General features: G+C 49.0%; 10 protein-coding genes. 8 read left to right on the top strand and 2 right to left on the bottom strand.

Annotated elements, in window-relative coordinates; translation table 11 throughout:
* The 8 genes from ACTG33_RS01140 to ACTG33_RS01105 all read left to right on the top strand — a co-directional run.
* A partial coding sequence (locus ACTG33_RS01140; protein ID WP_439133327.1) for an ATP-binding protein occupies positions 1-853 on the top strand: 853 nt, incomplete at its 5' end.
* 534 nt (positions 854-1,387) lie between these two features.
* A complete protein-coding gene (locus tag ACTG33_RS01135; protein WP_439133326.1) occupies positions 1,388-2,965 on the top strand; it encodes a hypothetical protein in 1,578 nt (525 codons plus the stop codon).
* Positions 2,966-2,968: 3 nt separating this feature from the next.
* Positions 2,969-5,062 (top strand): family 10 glycosylhydrolase, encoded by a 2,094-nt coding sequence (locus ACTG33_RS01130; protein WP_439133328.1) that lies wholly within the window; start codon positions 2,969-2,971, stop codon positions 5,060-5,062.
* Positions 5,063-5,176: 114 nt separating this feature from the next.
* Positions 5,177-6,784, top strand: a complete 1,608-nt coding sequence (locus ACTG33_RS01125; protein ID WP_439133325.1) for a hypothetical protein — start codon at positions 5,177-5,179, stop codon at positions 6,782-6,784.
* Between the two features lie 175 nt (positions 6,785-6,959).
* Positions 6,960-9,137, top strand: coding sequence for a hypothetical protein (locus ACTG33_RS01120; protein ID WP_439133324.1), 2,178 nt, complete (start codon positions 6,960-6,962; stop codon positions 9,135-9,137).
* Positions 9,138-9,279: 142 nt separating this feature from the next.
* Positions 9,280-10,548: an MFS transporter gene (locus ACTG33_RS01115; protein ID WP_439133323.1), complete on the top strand. Its 1,269-nt coding sequence runs from the start codon at positions 9,280-9,282 to the stop codon at positions 10,546-10,548.
* 411 nt (positions 10,549-10,959) lie between these two features.
* A complete protein-coding gene (locus ACTG33_RS01110) occupies positions 10,960-12,153 on the top strand; it encodes a prolyl oligopeptidase family serine peptidase (protein WP_439133322.1) in 1,194 nt (397 codons plus the stop codon).
* A gap of 44 nt (positions 12,154-12,197) precedes the next feature.
* Complete coding sequence (locus ACTG33_RS01105; protein ID WP_439133321.1) at positions 12,198-14,612, top strand: beta-glucosidase; 2,415 nt, start codon at positions 12,198-12,200, stop codon at positions 14,610-14,612.
* Positions 14,613-14,833: 221 nt separating this feature from the next.
* Here ACTG33_RS01105 and ACTG33_RS01100 read toward each other — a convergent pair whose 3' ends face one another.
* Both ACTG33_RS01100 and ACTG33_RS01095 read right to left on the bottom strand, forming a co-directional pair.
* Positions 14,834-17,083, bottom strand: coding sequence for a carbohydrate binding family 9 domain-containing protein (locus ACTG33_RS01100; protein WP_439133320.1), 2,250 nt, complete (start codon positions 17,081-17,083; stop codon positions 14,834-14,836).
* A gap of 373 nt (positions 17,084-17,456) precedes the next feature.
* Entirely contained in the window at positions 17,457-19,826 is a 2,370-nt protein-coding gene (locus tag ACTG33_RS01095; RefSeq protein WP_439133319.1) for a TonB-dependent receptor, read from the bottom strand.
* Positions 19,827-19,853: the final 27 nt, after the last annotated feature.

Raw genomic sequence — 19,853 nt, 5'->3', positions numbered from 1 at the left:
TCTGGAGCACTTGGCGACTAAAATATCAGCGCGCAAGCCCTCGGCACTCGATCCAATCGATCAGGACGGAGTCCCTCTGGAAATCCAACCTGTGGTGTCATCCTTGAACGAACTGCTGGATCGTCTGCAACAAGCGTTGATCAGCGAAAGGCGGTTTACCTCCAATGCAGCTCATGAGTTGCAGACGCCCTTGGCGGCAATCAAGGCCGAGGTACAGCGTTCTCTGCGTCAGACCAGTGACTCAGAGAGTCGGCAAATGTTGGAGCGCATTGAAGTTCGAGTGGCCAGGGCGGCGGATACTGTGACTCAGATGTTAACCCTGGCAAGACTGGATCCAGAGCAACAATTTGGTCGTCACACAATCGATTTGAACCGGATTGTGATCGATCTGATGGCTGAAGAAGGGCATCTGGCGGCAGATCGTCATTTAGAAATTGAAATAGATGAAGATCCTGATGTCACCATAGAAGGGCATCAGGATTGGATTAAGATATTGATCCGAAATTTATTGAATAACGCTTTTAAGTACACCACGGCCGGCGGGACGGTTCATATCTGTCTGAAGCGAGGCGCTGAAGCTGCCAGTTTTTCGGTAGCGAATGAATGTGAAGTGATTAGTGAGTCGCAACGTCAACGCTTAACAGACCGGTTTTACAGTCTGCCGGGGCGTGAAGCGGGCGGTGTTGGGTTAGGGCTTTCTATCGTGGAGCGTATTGCTGATCTGCATGGAGCAACCTTGTATCTGACAAGCAAGGAAGGGGAGCGAAGCTTTTTAGCGGAAGTGCGTTTTCCTAATCAGTTTATCAATAACGATTCAAATAACGAACAGGCCATTAATGGAGTTCTGCAGTAGGGGCTAGCGTCTCTCTGCTTGTTTTGTCCTCTCGCAGAAGCTGGTTGGTTCTGGGTGCAGTCGGTGGGAGGCCGTCATCCAGCCTGTTAGACTGATTTTTGATCTACTTTCCGGTTTAAGCTGGCCATTCAGCGTGACGCTCCTCCCCAAATCCTCCCCAAATACAGCATTTCAGGTTCATTTAAGCTTCATTTCAGCTTGGTGTCGTTATGATTGCAGAAACGAATGACACCAATTGTTACTCGAATTTGATATAGCCTCTAATTAAGGGTTAAGCCAAGAGTTCTATTAAACTTAACGGAGCTCAATAATAAGGATAACTTCACTGCCAAGCGTTCAATCCCAGTGACATTCAGCAGGCCTGACCAAGCAGTACATCAGGTACTGTCATTTCCCAGCGCGCCCTGTTGGGTATCTCTCTACTGCTAAAAAGCTCACATCTGGCTACTGGCGTGCTTGACCGCGCATTGACGTTATCCTCAAATCGATCCAATAACCGCTATTGTTGCTGGTCATATAGGTGGAGCTCTATTCATGAAGAAAAGTATTGCTGTTAGCTTGGCCGTTGCAGCTCCGCTGCTGGGCACTACCGCTGTTTTGTACGGCACATCATCCTCATCCGCCACAAATCCCGTTAATGTCGAAAACATGCCTCTGGTTCGCACCATCGATGAGCGATATATGTCGTTCCAGGTGGGTATGTCGCATCTCACAGGTGGCGAAACCTGGAAAACCTATGATGGTTCCAAAGAAGAAGGTGGAGCCAAGCAAGCCGACAATTTCGAAGCTATACGTGAAGTTCGACTGCCTACGGATTTGACCAATTCCCGATTGCGCACCCTCACAGAGGCGCTGTCGCCGCTCTACATTCGCTATGGCGGTACGACAACCAATTCGGTCTACTTTCAAGATAATGATGAACCCCGGTTAGATCAGGTGCCTGATGGCTATCGCTGGATTCTCACACGCGACAGTTGGAAAGGGGCGCTGGAATTTGCCGACGCTGTTGACGCCAAAGTGCTCACCGGTTTCACCGTCAGCGACGGGGTCAGGGATGAGGCACATGCCTGGACGCCGGAGCATGCAGCGCCTTTTGTGGCCTTTACGGATTCCATTGGTGGTGAGATCTATGCTGCCGAGTTGTATAACGAGCCAAACGCACGCGAACCTGGGCGTACGGAAGAAGGTGAGAGCGCTGAGGACTTTGCCCGCGACTTTGCCTTATTTGATGCTTTTATGAGCGACGCGTCACCGAGCACCAAGCTGGGAGCACCGGGTGTTGCCGCACTGGGAATTCCTGTGCCTATTCCTTCTCTGGAAAAGGTGACGCCCGAGCAGTACATGTCAGCGGAGCCTTTGCCGAAGCCCGATCTTATCACCTATCATTTCTACGGTGCGGTTGCTGAGCGCTGTGTGCCACCCGGTGCTCCGGCAGGCGTTACGGCTGAACAAGCTCTGACCGAAGAGTGGCTGGCGCGTCCCGACAAGACGTTTCAACGATATAAAGCTTTACGGGATAACTTCGCACCCGATGCGCCGATTTGGTTGACTGAAACGGGGACAGCCTCCTGTGGCGGCACTCGCTGGCAGCCAACTTTTCTGGAAACATTCCGCTTTCTGGATACCCACGCCCGGTTAGCCAAGCAGGGCTTGGATGCAATCTTTACCCATGCTCTGATCAGCGGCAGTAATGGCGTCATCGATGAAAAGACCTTTATGCCGAATGCAGATTACTGGGCAGCACTGTTGTGGCGCAAATTGATGGGAACGAAGGTTCTGGATGCCGGTGACAACCAACCCGGTCTCCACACTTACGCACACTGCCAGCGAGGCCATTCTGGTGGGGTAACGGTATTAGCGATCAATCTTCAGGATAAAACAGAGACGGTCAGCGTTTCCGGCCCGGCGGAGTTGTACACGCTGACAGCCCCAGAGTTGCAAAGTCGCGTCGTGCAACTGAATGGCAAAGCATTGGAGTTGGGCGAGGGGGGTACGCTGCCAGTGATTAAACCTGAACCAGTGGATGGTGACAATATAACACTAGCGCCTACGAGTATTAGTTTCATCACCGTGCCAGAGGCGAATAACACAGCCTGTAATAATCCGCACTGATCGATTACGTTCTACGAATTAATTTTTAAATTAAATGAAGATAAATCAAATCAAAAGTTTGGAGAGAGCATGAATAGACGAGACTTTCTGAAAACCGGTGCGGTCGCGGCGGCGGCGACAATGCCTGGCGTACGTATGGCATTTGCAGGGAGTGATGGTTCATCATCCGACTGGTGGAGAGGTAAAGCGATTCGCTGGCTGCAAACCAACTTGCGTGAGCCTGATGCAGCGATTGATCCCATAAAGTATGTGGATGAGATTTCTGAGCTGAACGTAAACACAGCGCTCGTCAATGCCGGTGGTATTACCGCGTACTATCCTACTGACATTGAGTTTGCTCATGTCAGCGCCTATATGCCAAAGGGGCAAGACACCTTTGGAGAGATCTTGGCCGAGGCACACGCGCGTGACATTCGCGTCGTCAGCCGTTGGGATTTCAGTAAAGCCCGGAAAGAAGTGTATGACGCTCACCCGGAGTGGTTCTTCACCAAAGAGGACGGCTCGCCAGCTATCTATAATGGCGTCTATCAAGTTTGTATTAACGGCGGCTGGATTCAGCAAAAATCTTTGGAAATTTTGGATGAAGCCCTCGGTCGCTATGATGTTGATGGCTGCTTCTTTAATAACTTCCTCAATCCAACGCACGATTACGCTGGGACCTACTTGGGTATCTGTCATTGTGACAACTGCCAGACACTCTACAATAAAAAATACGGCCGCTCCGTGCCAAAAGATCCTGATGCCGACTATCGTGTGTTTATGCGCGAATGCGGTCAGGTGTTTTCCGAGAAAATCATTGGCCTGATGCGTGCCAAAAGACCATCGGCGGCTCTGATCGGTGGAACGCCCAAGATCACCGATATTGTTTACGGGGAATCGAGCACTGGTCTGGATCGTCCCCTGCCGCTGTGGCCTTATACCGCTAGCGATAATGTGAACAAATGGAGAAACTCTTACCCACAGGCTGAAGTGATGTGTCAGTCCATGCAGTTTCTGGACTTTGCCTGGCGTTTCTCTGCGGTACCTCGTGCCGAAATCTCTACGCGTATTTGGCAAAGTGTCGCCAATGGCGGTTTTGCGGCTTATAGCATGAACGGTACCCTCAGCGATCTGAAAAACAGATCTGCTGCTCAAACGGTGAAACCCATTTATCAATGGTTAAAAGATCATCAGGAATATTATTACGATCAACGAAATGAAGCGCGGGTTGTGTTGTTGGCGACTTCGCAAGGCGGTCAATCGGGTGCTGGTTTTGAAGGCTCTACCGAAGCCTATCGTGGCATATTCCGCTTTCTGACTGAGCAACACATTCCGTTTGCCAGCATGACCCATCTGGACTGGATCGGTCAGCGAGATGTTGATCTGGTGATTACCACCGGACCCGTTCCCAAAGAGCTGGAAGACTACGTCAAAAATGGCGGTAATCTAATTGTTGCCAGCTCCTGGGAGCCTGAATTTGAAATCGCTCCGATCGTGAAACGCTGGGAAGAGCCGGATGGTGCTTATTTCAAAGTGCACGACCGGAAACTCTTCAACACCATGGAAGATATCGATGTGGCCATGATGCACGGCGACTTCCTGGAGGTTGAAGCGGATGGCAAGCCTGCCTTGACGTTTGTGCCTCCTGCTCTCTACGCGCCGCCTGAATTCGTTGGTCTTGGCTGGGAAGACTCAGGCAAGCCCGGGATGATTATGAAACAAATGGGGCGCGGCACAGTGGCGTGGCTTCCATGGGATATTGGCGGTTTGTATCATTTGCACAGCCTGGAAAGCCATCGGGAGATTCTCACCAACTTGGTGGATCATCTGATTCCAGAGGGTAGAGACTTGCGTTCGAATGCTCACCCGTCAGTAGCGATGAGTCTGATGCGTCAGCATAACCGTCATCATCTGCACCTGATTAATATGTCCGGCCACTCTGACACGGCTTATTTTGAACCTGTACCGGTTCAGGATATTGAAGTTGAAATCAGGGGTAAATTCTCCAAGGCTCGTGCGATCAGAACGGATAAAGGCTTAAACGTATCCCGTAAAGGCGAGTTCACTGTTATTGAACTTCCATCGCTTGAAGAATATGAGTTGATAGAACTTACCTAGTCGTACTTTAACTTTGCAGCGTCCTAGATAGGCGTAGTTGCAAATAAAACTTTTTAACAGAGGGTAGTGTCAACGTTACTAAAACGGCATGACACTTATTTCGAGGATTAAAATATGTATCTTAACCCACTTCTCAAAATGGCAGCGCCGGCACTGGTGACGCTGACGTTACTCACTGCCTGCGGCGGTAGTGACGGTACCGATACTCCGGAAGCCAGTCTCACCAAGCAAGAGCCAGGTTCCAGCCTGACCAAGCAGGAGCCGGGCTCTTCTCTTGAAGCTGAGGCGGCAGCTTCGGCAGCGCCTGCGTCGATCGAATCAGCATCCGTCGTGGTGGATTTTGCCGCTGAACAGGGTGACCTGATGCGAACCGAACGCTATAACACTTGGGACAACGGCGATCCCGCACCGGATCTGCGCGCTGGCGATGTCGAGTTTCTCGATGAGCACGGGCTGCGCAGTGACCTTGTGCGTATGGGCTTCTCTGTGGACGAACATTGCGACGTCGCGGCCAATTCCTGTGACTTTTCGTCGATCGCTGACTGGATTGGTGATATCAGTGATTCGACGGATTCTCTCATGGTGCACTTGACTCCGAAGCACCTTATTGAGGAAAAACGTCCGCCTGCGGACGCTAAACCCTTGCTCACGCTGGCCATCAGAGAGCTGAAGAAGCAGTATCCCAATGTCGATTATATTGAGGCAACCAACGAGCCTGATTGGGAGTTTCACGGCAAGCAAGTCTACGCTCGCAAAGCGCCAATACTGCAACCGGACGAAGTGTATGCCTACTATGTCCCTTATTACCAGGCGGTTAATGAAGTCAACAAAGGCTTACCCGAGTCAGAAAAGATCAAGATCGGTGGCCCGACACTAACCGGAATGACCGAGCTCTGGACGACGGCCTTCCTCGACGGCTATGCGGCTGATCAGAACCCAGACAAACGTCTCGACTTTATCTCGTATCACGGTTACGGCGAGTTCAGTGATGATTTCAAACAGTACAGGGCTTACAAGGCGGATCCCAGCGAAATAGGCGGACAGCGCGCTCGTCTGGATAACTGGCTTAAAGAGCGCCAGCTCCCAGAGGGTATTCCTGTCTACGTCACCGAAACCGGTCTTTACCCCGGTCCGTCGTTCGACGAAAAAGATCCCAGCAAGAATGACTACATCCGTCAGGCTGCAGGTATGGCGTCGATGTTTTACTGGTGGGCAGATCAATCAGAAGTGTACCCTTTCAATTGGGTAGTTCGTCACGCGACCCAGGGACGCAAAGATCAGCTGATTACTCACGCTCCTGAAGGTCCGCAAGTTGATACTTTCTCACCTTATGGAAATATGTTGTTAATGCAGTCCATGATGAAGGACACTCGAGTGAAAGCCACCTCCGACAGTCTTAAAGACGGTCAGGGTGTCTACGCGCTTGCCGCCAAAGACACCTCTGGCGTGTCGGTCATGGTTTGGAACTACCAGCACACCAATAACGGCAGTTTCCAGACAACAATCGATATGTCCCAGTTGCAGTCAGTCCTCAAAGATGGGCCAGTCCGTCAAAAACTGTACAGAATCGACCAGAACACCAGTAACTATTGGACCAATCCAGAGGCTGCTAATCTGCAGTTGGTGTCGGAGTCTGTTGTTGAACCGGGTGAAAGCTACAGTATCCCTGTTAACCTGAGTGCGAATGCGTTGGAACTGATTGTCCTTGAGCCGGTTGAATAACTGGCTTCCTAAGCAACTGTTTTTGAAGTGTTAACAAGATCCTTGACGACGGCTGGAGCTATCTGGTCGTCGTTAAGTCATATTCAGGGTGATTGTCAGGGTAGCTATGAAGAGCATTTTGAATTCTTTCGGACACTAAAATGCTGGCCAGCTATGTCAAAATAGGGAAACAATAATGAGTCAAAAAATCACGGTAAGTGCAAAAAAAATAACGCCGTTGGTGTTTTCTATCCTCGCGTTAGTTTTCATCAATGTTAATGTTTTCGCAGACAGTGTTTATATCGTTCATGATAAGACGCTTCCTCAGGCGAAGTACGCTTCAGACAAGCTGGTAAGTGTCCTGAAAGAGCAGGATTACACCGTTGTGGATTCGGCGCGTGATTATGATTATCTGATCAGCATTGCTGTGAATGATTACAGCTTAAAGAAAGAAGCATTTTCTATTATCCCGGAAGGTCCCATCCTGTCAGTCTATGGCGGCGATGAGCGAGGAATGTTATACGGTGTTCTAGCGCTAGTTGAAGATTTGAAAAACGGCATAGCCTTGGATGATATTAAAGCAAAATCCGAAGAGCCTCACTTACAACTCCGTGCCATCAAACATAACTTTCCGTGGGACAGTTACCGTCCCAGTAAAGCCCTCGATCAACATTACGACACGACCCGAGATTTGGAATATTGGGAAGCTTTTCTGGATATGATGGTTGAGAATCGCTTCAACGCTCTGACACTGTGGAATCTCCATCCCTGGATTTACATGGTGAAACCCCACAATTTCCCTGAGGCAAGTCCTTTTAGCGATCGGGAAATGAAGGAGTGGCGAGAGCTTCACCGAGGTATTTTCCGCATGGCGAAGGAACGTGGCATTGACACTTACCTCGTGCCCTGGAATATCTTTGTCAGTAAAGAGTTCGTGGAGGCCCACGACGTTGGTCATGTCAACACCTACCCCTACTACAACACCAAAGCGGACGGTTCAGAGCTGATCAAACGCTATGTTCGCGAAAGTGTTGCCCAGGTTCTGGAAGAGTATCCAAACCTGACTGGATTAGGATTATCCCATTCTGAAGGCATGGGTGGATGGATGCCAGAGCAACGCGACGCATGGCTGAAAGAGACTTATCTTGCGGCCATTAAAAGTGTTGATCGCCCAGTTAAATTGATTCACAAGGTGCCTTCATCGGCTGGCAAGTCAATGGACGGGTCCACCAGTGTGGACACCGAGCAGCTTGTGCGAACCACTCTGGAATCGATTGATTACGTGGATGGCCCGATCTGGTTGGCAGGTAAGTATAACTGGTCCCATGGCCACTCTACACCGACCTTTGTTCGAGTGCATGGTGGTGAACTACACGATACCTATTTCAAGCCGGAGCCGGAAAATTACAAGTTCACCTGGATTGTGCGCAATGAGGATTTTCACGCGCTGCGCTGGGGAGTGCCTTCATTCATTCGTGAGCATATCCAGCTCAACGGCAGTAAAAGCGCAGTTGGTGGTTATATTATCGGCAGTGAAACTTACATTCCTGCGCTGGATTACTTTACCGCGGTGAAGAAGGGCGTCGACTGGGATTTCGCGTTTGAGCGCCAGTGGCTGTTTTACAAACTCTGGGGCCGGCTACTGTACAACCCTGAAACGTCAGATACTGTTTTTACCGAGGAGTTCGCCCGTCGTTATGGGGCAGAGGGTAAAAACTTGCTGAATGCTTACGAACTTGCATCCAAAACACCACTGCGCCTGGCATCGCTGTTCAATGCTACCTGGGATCATACCTTGTACAGCGAGGGCATGTTGGCGCTCGGCGACCGCACAATGGACTATATTTCGGTGGATCGCTTAATTCAGCGGCCAGTTCTTGATCCAGCCTATGTATCGATAGCCGACTATGTCGATACCGTAATTAAAGGAAATACATTCTCTGATGATCGAGTAACGCCCTTGGACTTAGCGAAGCAGCTCGAGTCGGATTGTCGAGCAGCGCTGCAACTCGTTGAGGGAATCGACACAAGTCATAATGTCGCATTGATGTATGAAGTGGCGGACGTGCAGGCCTGGTCTCATCTCGGTCTTCACCTTGCAGAGAAAATTCGCGGGGGCGTGGCATTGCAGATGTATCGGCAGAACGGGGGTGAGGAGAAGAAGCTTCAGGCAATTGATCACCTGGAAAATGCTTTGGCGCAATGGGATGAAGTTATTGGTGTTACTCGTCCTATTTATAAGGATATGCGGCTTACGCATCTGATCGGCAGCAGTAAAAACCTCAATCCTGATGGCTACTTCCACTGGGAGCTGATTCGTCCACATGTGGCTGAGGACGTTGAGGTGGCCAAACAAGCCTCAGTTACAGACTAGGCTCTCATAAGTCGCTGTTAACCACTCTTGATGGGTACAGACATTGTGTCCCATAGGGTGGTTAACCGCCACTTTCGTCAGTCTGTGCATCACGACTGTTTTCAACTCTTTGAATCGTTTCTAAGATTTTCAAGGTCTTTTTATGAAGATGTTCGAGCGCGTTTTATCCATTTATACAGGCTGGAAAGTACTGTCCGCCGCCTTTATTTGTGCGGCCATGGCCCTGGGGTTCACCGTTTATGTATTTGGGGTGTTTGTGGTTCCCGTCAGTGCCGAATTCGGACTGTCCCGGGCCGCTGCCAATAATGGGATGATTGCCCTTCAGTTGGGCGCTGTTGTGATGTCGCCGCTGGTGGGACGGTTGATGGATAAGTTCTCCGCGCGGCATATCATGATGCTGGGAGGCGTGTCGTTCGGCGGCGCACTTATGCTGACATCCCGTGCACAATCTCCTGAGTTTATGTTGTTTATGCTGACCGTGCCTCTGACATTCGGTTACGCGGCCTGTGGTGTGTTGGGGGCTAATACTGTTGTCGTGCGCTGGTTCAGTAAACGACGTGGACGGGCGCTGGGGATACTGGCGCTCAGTACGTCAGTGGGTGGCATGGTTTCCCAGCCATTGACGGCATTGCTCATCGAGGCTTTTGGTTGGCGTACGGCACTGTTTCAGATTGGTTTAATCGCAACGGTGGGTTTTCTATCGATGGCTATTTTTGTCATTCGCAATAGTCCCGCTGGAAATGAGCCTGGCTATCAGAAGGAATTTATCGGTTCAGACAGTTCGACCGAGCAGGGCAACACAGCAGAGCATGCTGTACTGCAAGAGCGTCCGTGGACTTACAAGGAACTGTTCTGCAATCGCAATTTCTGGTTGTTATCCATCGGCATCGGTTTGATGCAGGCCAGTGATCAGACATTACTCGCTTCCCAGGTTCCCCATTTTCAGGATTTGGGCTTTACCATAGAAACTGCGGCACTGCTGGCTTCGATCAAAACATTCTCCGCCATTGGCGGCAAAATCATTGTCGGCTATTTTGCGGACAAGGTGGATCTGCGATGGCTGTTTTTATTCGTAGCAGGCTCGAACATTGGCATCCTCACCGTTTATATGATGCAGCCCTCGTTTGAATTATTGCTGTGCACGGTTGCGCTTCTGGGCGTGGCAGTAGGGGGGGTCTTCCCAGTTTGGACAACGTTGATATCCTGGCTCTTTGGTCCCAGAAGCTTCGGGACGGTGATGGGTGTCATGATGATTATCACTAATCCTCTCGCCATTGTTGCACTGCGAGCGAGTGGCGTTATTCACGATACCTACGGTAGTTATACTCCCGCATTTGGTGGACTTATTGCGATGGTTGTGACCGCAACTATTCTAATAATGATGTTGAAACCGCCAGAGTCAAGAGAATAGTGGGAGCGGCTGGCCATTAAAGGGACAAAGAGCAGTTAATTGACGATTTAAGTCAGGAGCTGCGTCATAACCCTTTTTATTAAACAGCGGTTATACGCGCACACACAAGGGTTAGACCGGAAACTTCAAGCAATTGCGCCTGGAGGATGCTCTGGTGCAATGGGCTCAAGTTATTGTTGTCACTCGTTCTATTTCTACTTATAGGGATATGCGGCTGACACGCCTGATCGTCAGCAATGAAAACCACAATAAGAATCTGTATTTATTCCTGTTTAATTCTCTGCAGCAGAAAGGCTAGCCATGAAAGTATCTATTCACTGTTTATTGGTTGTATTGATAACTCTTACTCTACCTTCTTCGCTTTGGGCGAATGAGTCTTCCTCTGAAGTCGCGCAAGGAGGGGAGTACAGTATGGTCGTTGAAGGATACGACTGGGGGCCGGGTGTGAGCCGCGTAATCCTGTCACTGGATACGGCTGTAAGCACGGTAGATTGGAAAGACTACACCGTTTTTGCTAACCGGGCTTCGGATTGCTTCGAATTGCCCGCTGCTTTAGCTTCCGGGCAACGTGAGGTTATCCACGCCTACGTGTCGGATGCGCAAGGTGCTAATTATGATCAAGAAAAATTCGTCACCCTGGTGTTGTCGGTGGCACCGAATATGCCAATCAGCTCCCCAATTCAATATTCGCGAAACGAAAAGTGTCGGGGGAATAACTGGATCGATTATCAACTTACGGTTATTCAGAATAGTACCGGGAAGGTCTGGAATTCAGAAGCCAACCGGATTGTAAAACCCATTGAACACTTTGACTTGAGTGGCAAGTTCAGTGACCAGGGAATAGCCCTATCTTATGCTTCCTTTGCTCCGAAAAAAACCGAGGGAAAGTCGCCGCTGATCATCTGGCTTCATGGTGGGGGAGAGGGCGGCACCGATCCGTCCATTCCGCTCATTGCCAACCGGGCGGCTAACTTAGCTTCCGATGAAATACAGTCATTCTTTAGTGGCGCATACTTGCTGGTTCCCCAAACTCCAACCCGATGGATGGATGCGGGCAACGGTCAGACCACCTGGGGGGAGACCGATGATATTTACCACGCGCCACTGATGGCTCTGATTCGTCAGTTCGTCGCTGACCATCCTGATATTGACCCGGCTCGTATCTATGTGGGTGGCTGTTCCAACGGTGGGTATATGACGCTGAAGCTGCTTCTGGAACATCCCGATTACTTTGCTGCTGCCTTTCCGAGTGCCTTGGCCTACTATTCGGAAAACCTGACGGATAGGCAGGTTGACAGCATTAAAGATATTCCGATCTGGTTTGTGCATTCCAAAGACGACTCTGTGACGGAGCCGGATAAAACCGTGGTGCCACTGCACAAACGTCTGATGGCGGCGGGTGCTCAAAATATTATTTTTTCCTACTACGATCATGTAGTGGACATCACCGGCTTCTTTGGCGGAGAAGATTATCGCTACAGTGGACACTGGTCCTGGATCTACAGCCACGCCAATAAAAGTCGACACGACTTGAATGGAGCTCCCGTCATGCTCGACGGCCGGCCAGTAACGATCATGGAGTGGTTGGCGGCGCAGTCGAAGTAAGTTGGACTCCAGGCGATTCAATTAAATGAAACGGGTCATTATACGTGGACAATAAGAAGATCATACTGGCGACTATTATGCCGCTCCTCGCCATGCCAGGGTGTAAGAACGTAAATTCGGTGGAAGATCAGGTTGGCGACACTTATAAAGAGAGAGCTGAGTCCCTGGTTGCAAAAATGACGGCCTATGAACAAATGAATATGTTGGTCGGTCCTGGTTACGCAATGCAGCCTGACCGGTCATTTGGGGTTAATTACGATGCGCTAACCAATCTCAGCAATGATGTTCCTGGAACGGTTGGCTACATCAACGGTGTTTATAATGAACAAACAGGTCTGGATGTTTCTGCGATCAAACTTGCTGACGGGCCAGTCGGTATACGCATAGAGCCAACCCGAGAAGGTGACAGCAATACTTATTATGCTACAGCGTTTCCCGTTAGCACTTTGCTGGCATCAACCTGGAACCCTGAACTTGTAGAAGAAGTTGGCCAAGCCATAGCCGAAGAAGCTAAAGAGTACGGACTGGATTTTTGGCTTGCACCTGGTTTGAATATCCAGCGTAACCCTTTGAATGGGAGAAACTTTGAGTATTTTTCTGAAGATCCATTACTGTCCGGCATCATGGCTTCTGCGCAAGTCTCTGGTGCTCAATCGGTGGGTGTGGGGGCCACAATAAAGCACTTTGTTGCCAATAATGCCGAAACTTCACGTAACACCGTTAACAACATCATTTCACCAAGAGCCTTGCGCGAAATTTATCTGCGTGGTTTTCAATATGCGGTTGATAATGCCAATCCCTGGGCAGTGATGACTGCGATGAATCAGGTGAATGGCCATTACACCGGACAATGGAAAGAGCTTAACACCACTGTACTAAGAGGCGAATGGGGTTTTGAAGGTATGGTGATGAGTGACTGGAGCGCAGGTGACGGTAACTATTCTGAGATGATCCAGTCTGGTAACGATCTGATTGAGCCCGGCGGTGTTGCACTGGCTTACCGCTATAATGAAATTGGTGCCCTTGAGCAGTTGAAAAATGCCTATGAATCCGGCGAGCTGAGTTCGGAAACAATCGCAACCAGTGCTGTTAGAGTGTTAACCCAGTCGTTGAAAGCGCCCTCCAATCAGGGTTATCAATTTAGTAATAGTCCGGATCTGGACGATCACGCTGCGTTATCCAGAATGGCAGCTGGTGAAGGCGTTGTGCTGTTAAAAAATAATGGCAATACGCTGCCCATTAGTCAGCCAGATACTGTTGCCTCGTTTGGGATCGCCCAGGTAAATACCCTTAAAGGTGGCTATGGTAGCGGAGACGTTCACGCGGCATATACCGTTAATATCGGGGATGGTCTGGCGGATGTCTTTAATGTTGATGCTGATCTAAAAGCTTTTTATGACGACTTTTTTTCTGCGAATAAAAAAGAGACTGACTTTTATGGCTTATCTACGATTATTGAGTGCAAGGAGCCCTCTCTTTCAACAGCAGCTATAGAGAGATATGTCGCCAATAATGACGTGGCTGTTATCACTATTGGTCGTTATTCCTTGCAGGGACGGGATAGAACTCATTCAGCGGGTGATTTTCTGTTATCAGAAGATGAGGAAAGCCTGATTCATCGTGTCGCTACATCTGCCCACGAAAAAAACAAGAAGGTCGTTGTTGTACTCAATGTTGCCGGTATTATTGAAATGGACTCCTGGCAAGAGAATGTCGATGCGATTGTTCTTGCTTATATGCCAGGGCAGGAAGCCGGGAAGGTGGTTGCCGATATACTATCGGGTGAAGTTAACCCCAGCGGGAAGCTGGCGCAAACCATTCCTGTGAAGTATTCGGACATTCCTTCAGCTGCCAATTTTCCGGGAACAGACACAGATGCCGATGGCATAGTCGATACCCACTTCTACAACGAAGGTATCTATGTTGGGTACCGGTATTTTACCACTTTCGATAAGCCTGTTAGTTATCCATTTGGTTACGGCCTGTCTTACACGGATTTCGAGTATGGCTCTCCGGCGATGATCAGTAATACTTTGAACACAAAGCGATTATCAGGCAAAGTGACTTTTTCGGTCCAGGTGACTAATAGTGGTGAAATCGCTGGTAAAGAGGTTGTTCAACTTTACGTAGCGGCGCCCTCAGGCAGTGTCGAAAAACCGATCATTGAATTGAAAGGGTTTGCCAAAACCGCCTCGTTAGAGCCTGGTGAAAGCCAGACATTGTCTTTAGATGTTTCAGCTAAATGGCTATCCAGCTTTGACCCTGCAAGTAATCAATGGGTGATGGAGCCAGGAGTTTATAAGGCTTATATCAGTAACTCATCGGATATTAAAGATATTCATCCCGTTACCTTTGCGGTTAAAGATGACATTGTAGTCAGCCAGACCATGCCGGGAGCCTTGGCGTTGCCTAAAGGGTTGACTCCGTCGGATTTTGAAACAAGTACATACACGCGGTAGAAGGTGCAGGAATGGGAAAGCGTGCTTCTGTCGTGAGCGAAATATCCCGTTAGCAGTTGTTTTCTGTAAGTGAGCGTTATTTTTTCACCATTTTAACCTGATGAGAAGGGGCGTGATCTCTTTACCGTCGATACCAAACAGTCTGCCGACTCCGGATAGCGGTAACCACTTAACCAAAACACACTAGAGTGGTTAGCTAGGGTTACCCCTATCCTCCTGTATTAAAATCGAAAGGTGTAACCCAGTTTTAAGACCAGTTCCGAGCTTGCATTTTCAAAGTGATTATCCTGATCAAAATCCTGCCAGTTGTGGTTGAGCACTAAAAAGGCTTCCCGTCCAGCTATCTCATTCCAGGACAGGCGGCTATTCAACCCTGTGACTTCGGATACGTTGTCGTATTGAATCAAGGTTTTCCAGGACAATCCCAATGCAAAGTTATAAGTCACATCGGCCACGACCAACCGAGTAATGAAATCGCCATCGGGCATGGTGATATCATTCCAGTCATAACGGAGCGACATATTGAATTTGGGGGAGGGTTGCCATGTCATACTGGAGCTGATGTTAACCCGGTCCCCGTCGTAAAATTCCCCACCGGTATAAGACAGGCTTCCATAAACGCTTCGGTAACCGCCGGTGTCCAGAGAGATCGTATATTCGTCAAAGGTATAATCACCCGGTTTGATAAGAAGACCACTGTCGTCGTCTCGAAAAAGTCGAAAGGGTTTGTCTACCACTTCCCTGTTTTGTTTGACACTGAACTGAAGTTTATCGTTGGAATGGGTAACCAGACTGATGGGTTGTACTCTGTAAGTGGCTGATTGCAGACCTCCATCGATGACATGGATGCTCTCAGCATCAATTCTGGCGTCGAGAGACTGGAACCATTTACCCAAACCTTGGCTGTTAAAAAAGTGCTTATAGCCAATATTGGCATCATAGTCGCGCACGTTAACGCGATTGACAAAACCGAGGGCAGGCCTGAAATTCTGTTGTATTTCTCGGAACTGTATACCCCCTTTTAATCCTTCGTTATTTGGAACGTTAAATCCCACACCATAGGCCATATCATCACCGGATAGACCTTCGGTTTCTGTTTTTTGCACCCAGGTATTGATATCCAGAGTATTGTCACCTGCTAGTCTGGTATTGGTGTACAGGAAATCCATACCGTAGAGTGTGTTGTCCAGATTGGATCTTGGGTCACCACTGGTAAATATAAATCCCACTTTGGACTCACTGAGAACATCGTGTTGAATTCGGGTAACAAGCAAGTCCGAGGCATCAATGTCGCCATTTTCCGCCTGACGTACCGCTAATGTACCGATACTCCAGGGGCCGGCTCTTCCACTCAATTTAGTGCCTACTTCAATGTCGACCGGAGAGCCGTCGGCACCTAATCCGATACGGCGCGAAAAGAAAGGGCGTCCGTTTTGTTGGGTTGAGCCACGATGGACTTGATTGTCGCTGCTCTGAATGTTGCCAAAAGAGAAAAGGTCAGAATCATTAAGGAAGAAATCACGTTTTTCCGGGAAGAACAAACCAAATCGGGTTAGATCCACTTGCCGGTCATCGACTTCAGTGGCGGAGAAATCGGTGTTGAACGTGAGAGACCAGTTCAAAGAGGGCGTGATTCGGTAATAAGCATCCAGTGATGGCTCGAAATTAACATGGGAACTATTGGGATCGTATTCTCGTTGCTGACTGATGGAAACTGAGGGGACGATGTCCAGGCCTATACCTTGGTCCATTCCCTCAAGACCGGTAACCATGCCCTGGATGTTAGGGTTGAAGGTTCGATTTCTAGATACCCAAACGGCTTCTTCATCACTACGACGAATGCCACGAGAGAAATTCACTCCCCAAGTGTCAATATTTTGGTCGAAAGGGATGGACTTGAAAGGAATCGCCATTTCAAAAGTCCAGCCGTAGTCCGTGATCTGGGACGCAGATTGCCAGATCACTTGCCAGTCATAAGAGAATCTATCACCTACATATAGACCGTCGTTTCGTCCACCCAGAGGATTAGTTTCAAATCGATAACCGCTCTTGCCCGTGTTAAATGGGTCAATGACAATAGTAATGCGGTCGTCATTGGGGAAGCCCTGGCCGTTCTGCATTACGTTGGCAGATATTTGGCTTGGGTCCTTTTCGTAGAGGGTGCCAGCAAAATAGAGATAGTCCTTGTCGTAGGTCAGGTAAACTTCCGTTTTCTCAGTGGGCGGGACGCCATCTCCGGGATTGATTTGGTGAAAATCGTCGATCGCGGTGACTTTCTGCCAAACAGGGTCATCCAAGTACCCGTCAATGACGGGCGCGACATCAAGCTTGATTGCTGAAAAGTATTTTGTCTCATCATCATTGTTGTTTTGTGACTGTGACCAGGCCCCCTGCGATAAGGCAAGCAATACCAGAGTTAACTGCTGGAAAAAACGCTGCCGCGGCACTTTGGTCATCTTTAATCCCTTCATTCCCATGTCTCTTTTATGATGTCTCTTTTTGTAATACATAACGTGCCTTATTAGGCTTGGTGTAATGTTTTTGACTTAATTTGATTAATCTATAAATTCATTCGGGCGATTTCAGTTCACAAAAAAGCTCGGGTCATTTTATCTAAGACTCATCACTGCTAACCGAATAAGCATCAGGTCGGTAATAGCCATTCCAGCGGTCATTGTTGTAGCAGCAATCGTGAGCATACAGTGGGTGGGTTAGGCCAGCCTGGGAGAGATTAATTCAGGTTGGCCTAACTGACTGGTTTTCTTCGACTGATGGTTCTCCGGACTTTAATTACACCCAATACCAAACAAGGCGCTGTCTCATATTGGGTGTCTCTGCAGCCCTTTAAAAGTTGTATCTGATGTTCAAGCCGATCTCCCGTGGTGCAGTGAGTGACACCGTACGGTAGGGTGACACTTCGTTTGAAGTACCAAGGAATGTCCTGACGCCGGTGATGACAGGATTGGTTCCAAAGTTGGTTCGCTCTTGTGTATCAGTAAGATTTTTGACGAAAGCCATAACTTCCCAGCGTCCATATTCAGTTTCACCAGAGCGTAACCCGGCATAGAGATTCAACGTGGAATAGGAGTCGACGTTATCGTTAGGATTGGTGGCATTACCTTTGGATGCGCCGTTGATTTTTGCCTGCAATCGTACATAGCCGTCCATTTGATCGAACATTTGATGAGAATATTCGGTTGTTAATGACGTCGACCATGTGGGTCCTTCATAGGAACGTTCACTGATATTGCAGGAGGCGATATCGTCACCACCGGTGGCGGCGCGAATTTCGCCAACAGTGACGGGTGGGACTGAGCTATCAGGGTTTCCGTCGGCAGGGGCGTAGTCATTACAGGCTATTTCTCCTTCCTGAGTACCCTGTGCCCAACTGTAATTACCGCTAACATTCCAGTTGTCGGTTATCTGAAAGCTTCCATCAAACTCCAGACCGTAGACATCCACATCAAGTCCTGCCAAAAAGTTATCATTGTCAACCGTCTCCAGGCCTGCGCTGTCGGTGTCGACATAGCGCACACTGCCGCCTGCCCCCAGATCAGGGTAGCCCTCAAACTGTTGATAAAAGACGGTGGCGTTCAGTCTTAAACGACCATCCAACGACGTTGTTTTCAGGCCAAATTCAATGGAATCGGATTCTTCTTCTGGAGTCACCAGGAATTTTTGTTCTTGAGCGGTTCGATCAGTATCGGAATTGCCCACATCTTGCTTTCCTGGCCGCCATGAGCTGCCCAGGGTGACGTAACCCATGACGTCAGGGGTGAAGTTATGAGCCAAAGAAAGTGTGTAGATTACGTTCTGTTCATCCTGGTGATCCTCGCCCAGTACAGTGCCATTCACTGTGACCGAGGAATCATTTTGATAGTCAATATAGCGGAGCCCCCCCGAAAGTTCTGTGTTCTCGGTGAGTCGGTAGATTAAATTACCAAAATAGGATATTTCTTTAGATACACCCGCTGAAACTATCGGGGTGATGACAGAACAACAATAATCATTGGGTCCCGTACCAGATGAAAACACCGGTGTTACCGATTCGATGTTATTGGTAGAGTCTAGTGTAGAGTAAAAAACACCGGTGGTGAGCATTAAACTATCAGTCAAGTCACCTGATAATCGTATCTCGTGGCTTTCCGCTGTCTGATCGTTGGCAACGGATTGATTTAAGACGCCTTGGACTTCCTCTGGGTAGGTCTCATCGTAGAATCCGGCAATATCTGCTACTTCTTCATTGATAAAACTGTTATCCGTCAAAGCACCAGAATAATTAAATTGTACTGGGCCCAGGTCCCACTCCAGTTCAAGCCCGGCTCGCTCCGAATCTGTGAAATTAGTTGTGGGTGCCAGCTGAGCGGATAACCTGTCTGAGTCCTTAATGTGCATCGGACTATCGGCGAGAGAGGGGTCTACAATATTGGCGGATTCGATTTGTGAATACTGCCAGCGATCCGTGCTGAGATCCTGAAAATAAGCATTGATGGACAAATTATCGCTGGGTTGAAAAAGCATTGAAACACGATAGCCATCGCTTTCCATTTTCGCTTCTTCGCCAGTCCTGAAACTTTCTACGTGGTTGATACGGTTTTCCTCTGAGAAACCGGCAACCCGGAGAGCCAATTTGTCTTTGATAAGTGGAATGCTGATGCCGCCGTTGTAATTCTCGCCACCCTCGTTCGTTGAGGTGTAGTCGATACTGCCTTCGAACTCCTGTAAGTTCGGACGCTTGGCGGTCATCGTGATGGAGCCTGAAGGTGAGGCTCGCCCACGCAATGTCCCCTGGGGACCACGCAGCACTTCGACTTTGCCCACATCAAACATGGATTGCATGGCGATGTTGGCCGTAATCAAAGAATCATTCAGGTAAAACTCAACACTGGGGTTGTTCCCGCTGGCAAAAGCATCGAAGCGTATGCCGCGCATAGAGGCTAGAGGTCCTACAGCGCGATCTTCCAGTTCGAGACCCGCGACGACTTGCTCCAGGTCTTCGAAACGACGGATGTTCAGCTCCTCCAATACTTCACTTGTCACAACGTTCACTGTGACAGGAACATCCTGAAGACTTTCGTCTACACGTCGGGCGGAAACAATGACCTCTTCCAGGACCGTGGCACTACCGGATTGGGCGAACGCCGGATACGCAATACCCCCGCTCGCTGCTATGAGACAGGAGGCTAAAAGCTTGGTTTTGAAAGTGTGCTTCATTTCTATAACCTTTTATTTTTATTAATA

The sequence above is a fragment of the Pseudomaricurvus sp. genome (genome assembly GCF_965662505.1).
In the GTDB taxonomy this organism is placed as follows: domain Bacteria; phylum Pseudomonadota; class Gammaproteobacteria; order Pseudomonadales; family Cellvibrionaceae; genus Pseudomaricurvus.
This window is presented reverse-complemented; position numbering and strand designations above follow the sequence as displayed.

Bases quoted from the DNA above. Each gene is read 5' to 3' on its own strand.
- ACTG33_RS01115 (WP_439133323.1), top strand. From the start codon at position 9,280: ATGAAGATGTTCGAGCGCGTTTTATCCATTTATACAGGCTGGAAAGTA.
- ACTG33_RS01100 (WP_439133320.1), bottom strand. From the start codon at position 17,083: ATGAAGGGATTAAAGATGACCAAAGTGCCGCGGCAGCGTTTTTTCCAG.
- ACTG33_RS01120 (WP_439133324.1), top strand. From the start codon at position 6,960: ATGAGTCAAAAAATCACGGTAAGTGCAAAAAAAATAACGCCGTTGGTG.
- ACTG33_RS01095 (WP_439133319.1), bottom strand. From the start codon at position 19,826: ATGAAGCACACTTTCAAAACCAAGCTTTTAGCCTCCTGTCTCATAGCA.
- ACTG33_RS01125 (WP_439133325.1), top strand. From the start codon at position 5,177: ATGTATCTTAACCCACTTCTCAAAATGGCAGCGCCGGCACTGGTGACG.
- ACTG33_RS01135 (WP_439133326.1), top strand. From the start codon at position 1,388: ATGAAGAAAAGTATTGCTGTTAGCTTGGCCGTTGCAGCTCCGCTGCTG.
- ACTG33_RS01110 (WP_439133322.1), top strand. From the start codon at position 10,960: ATGGTCGTTGAAGGATACGACTGGGGGCCGGGTGTGAGCCGCGTAATC.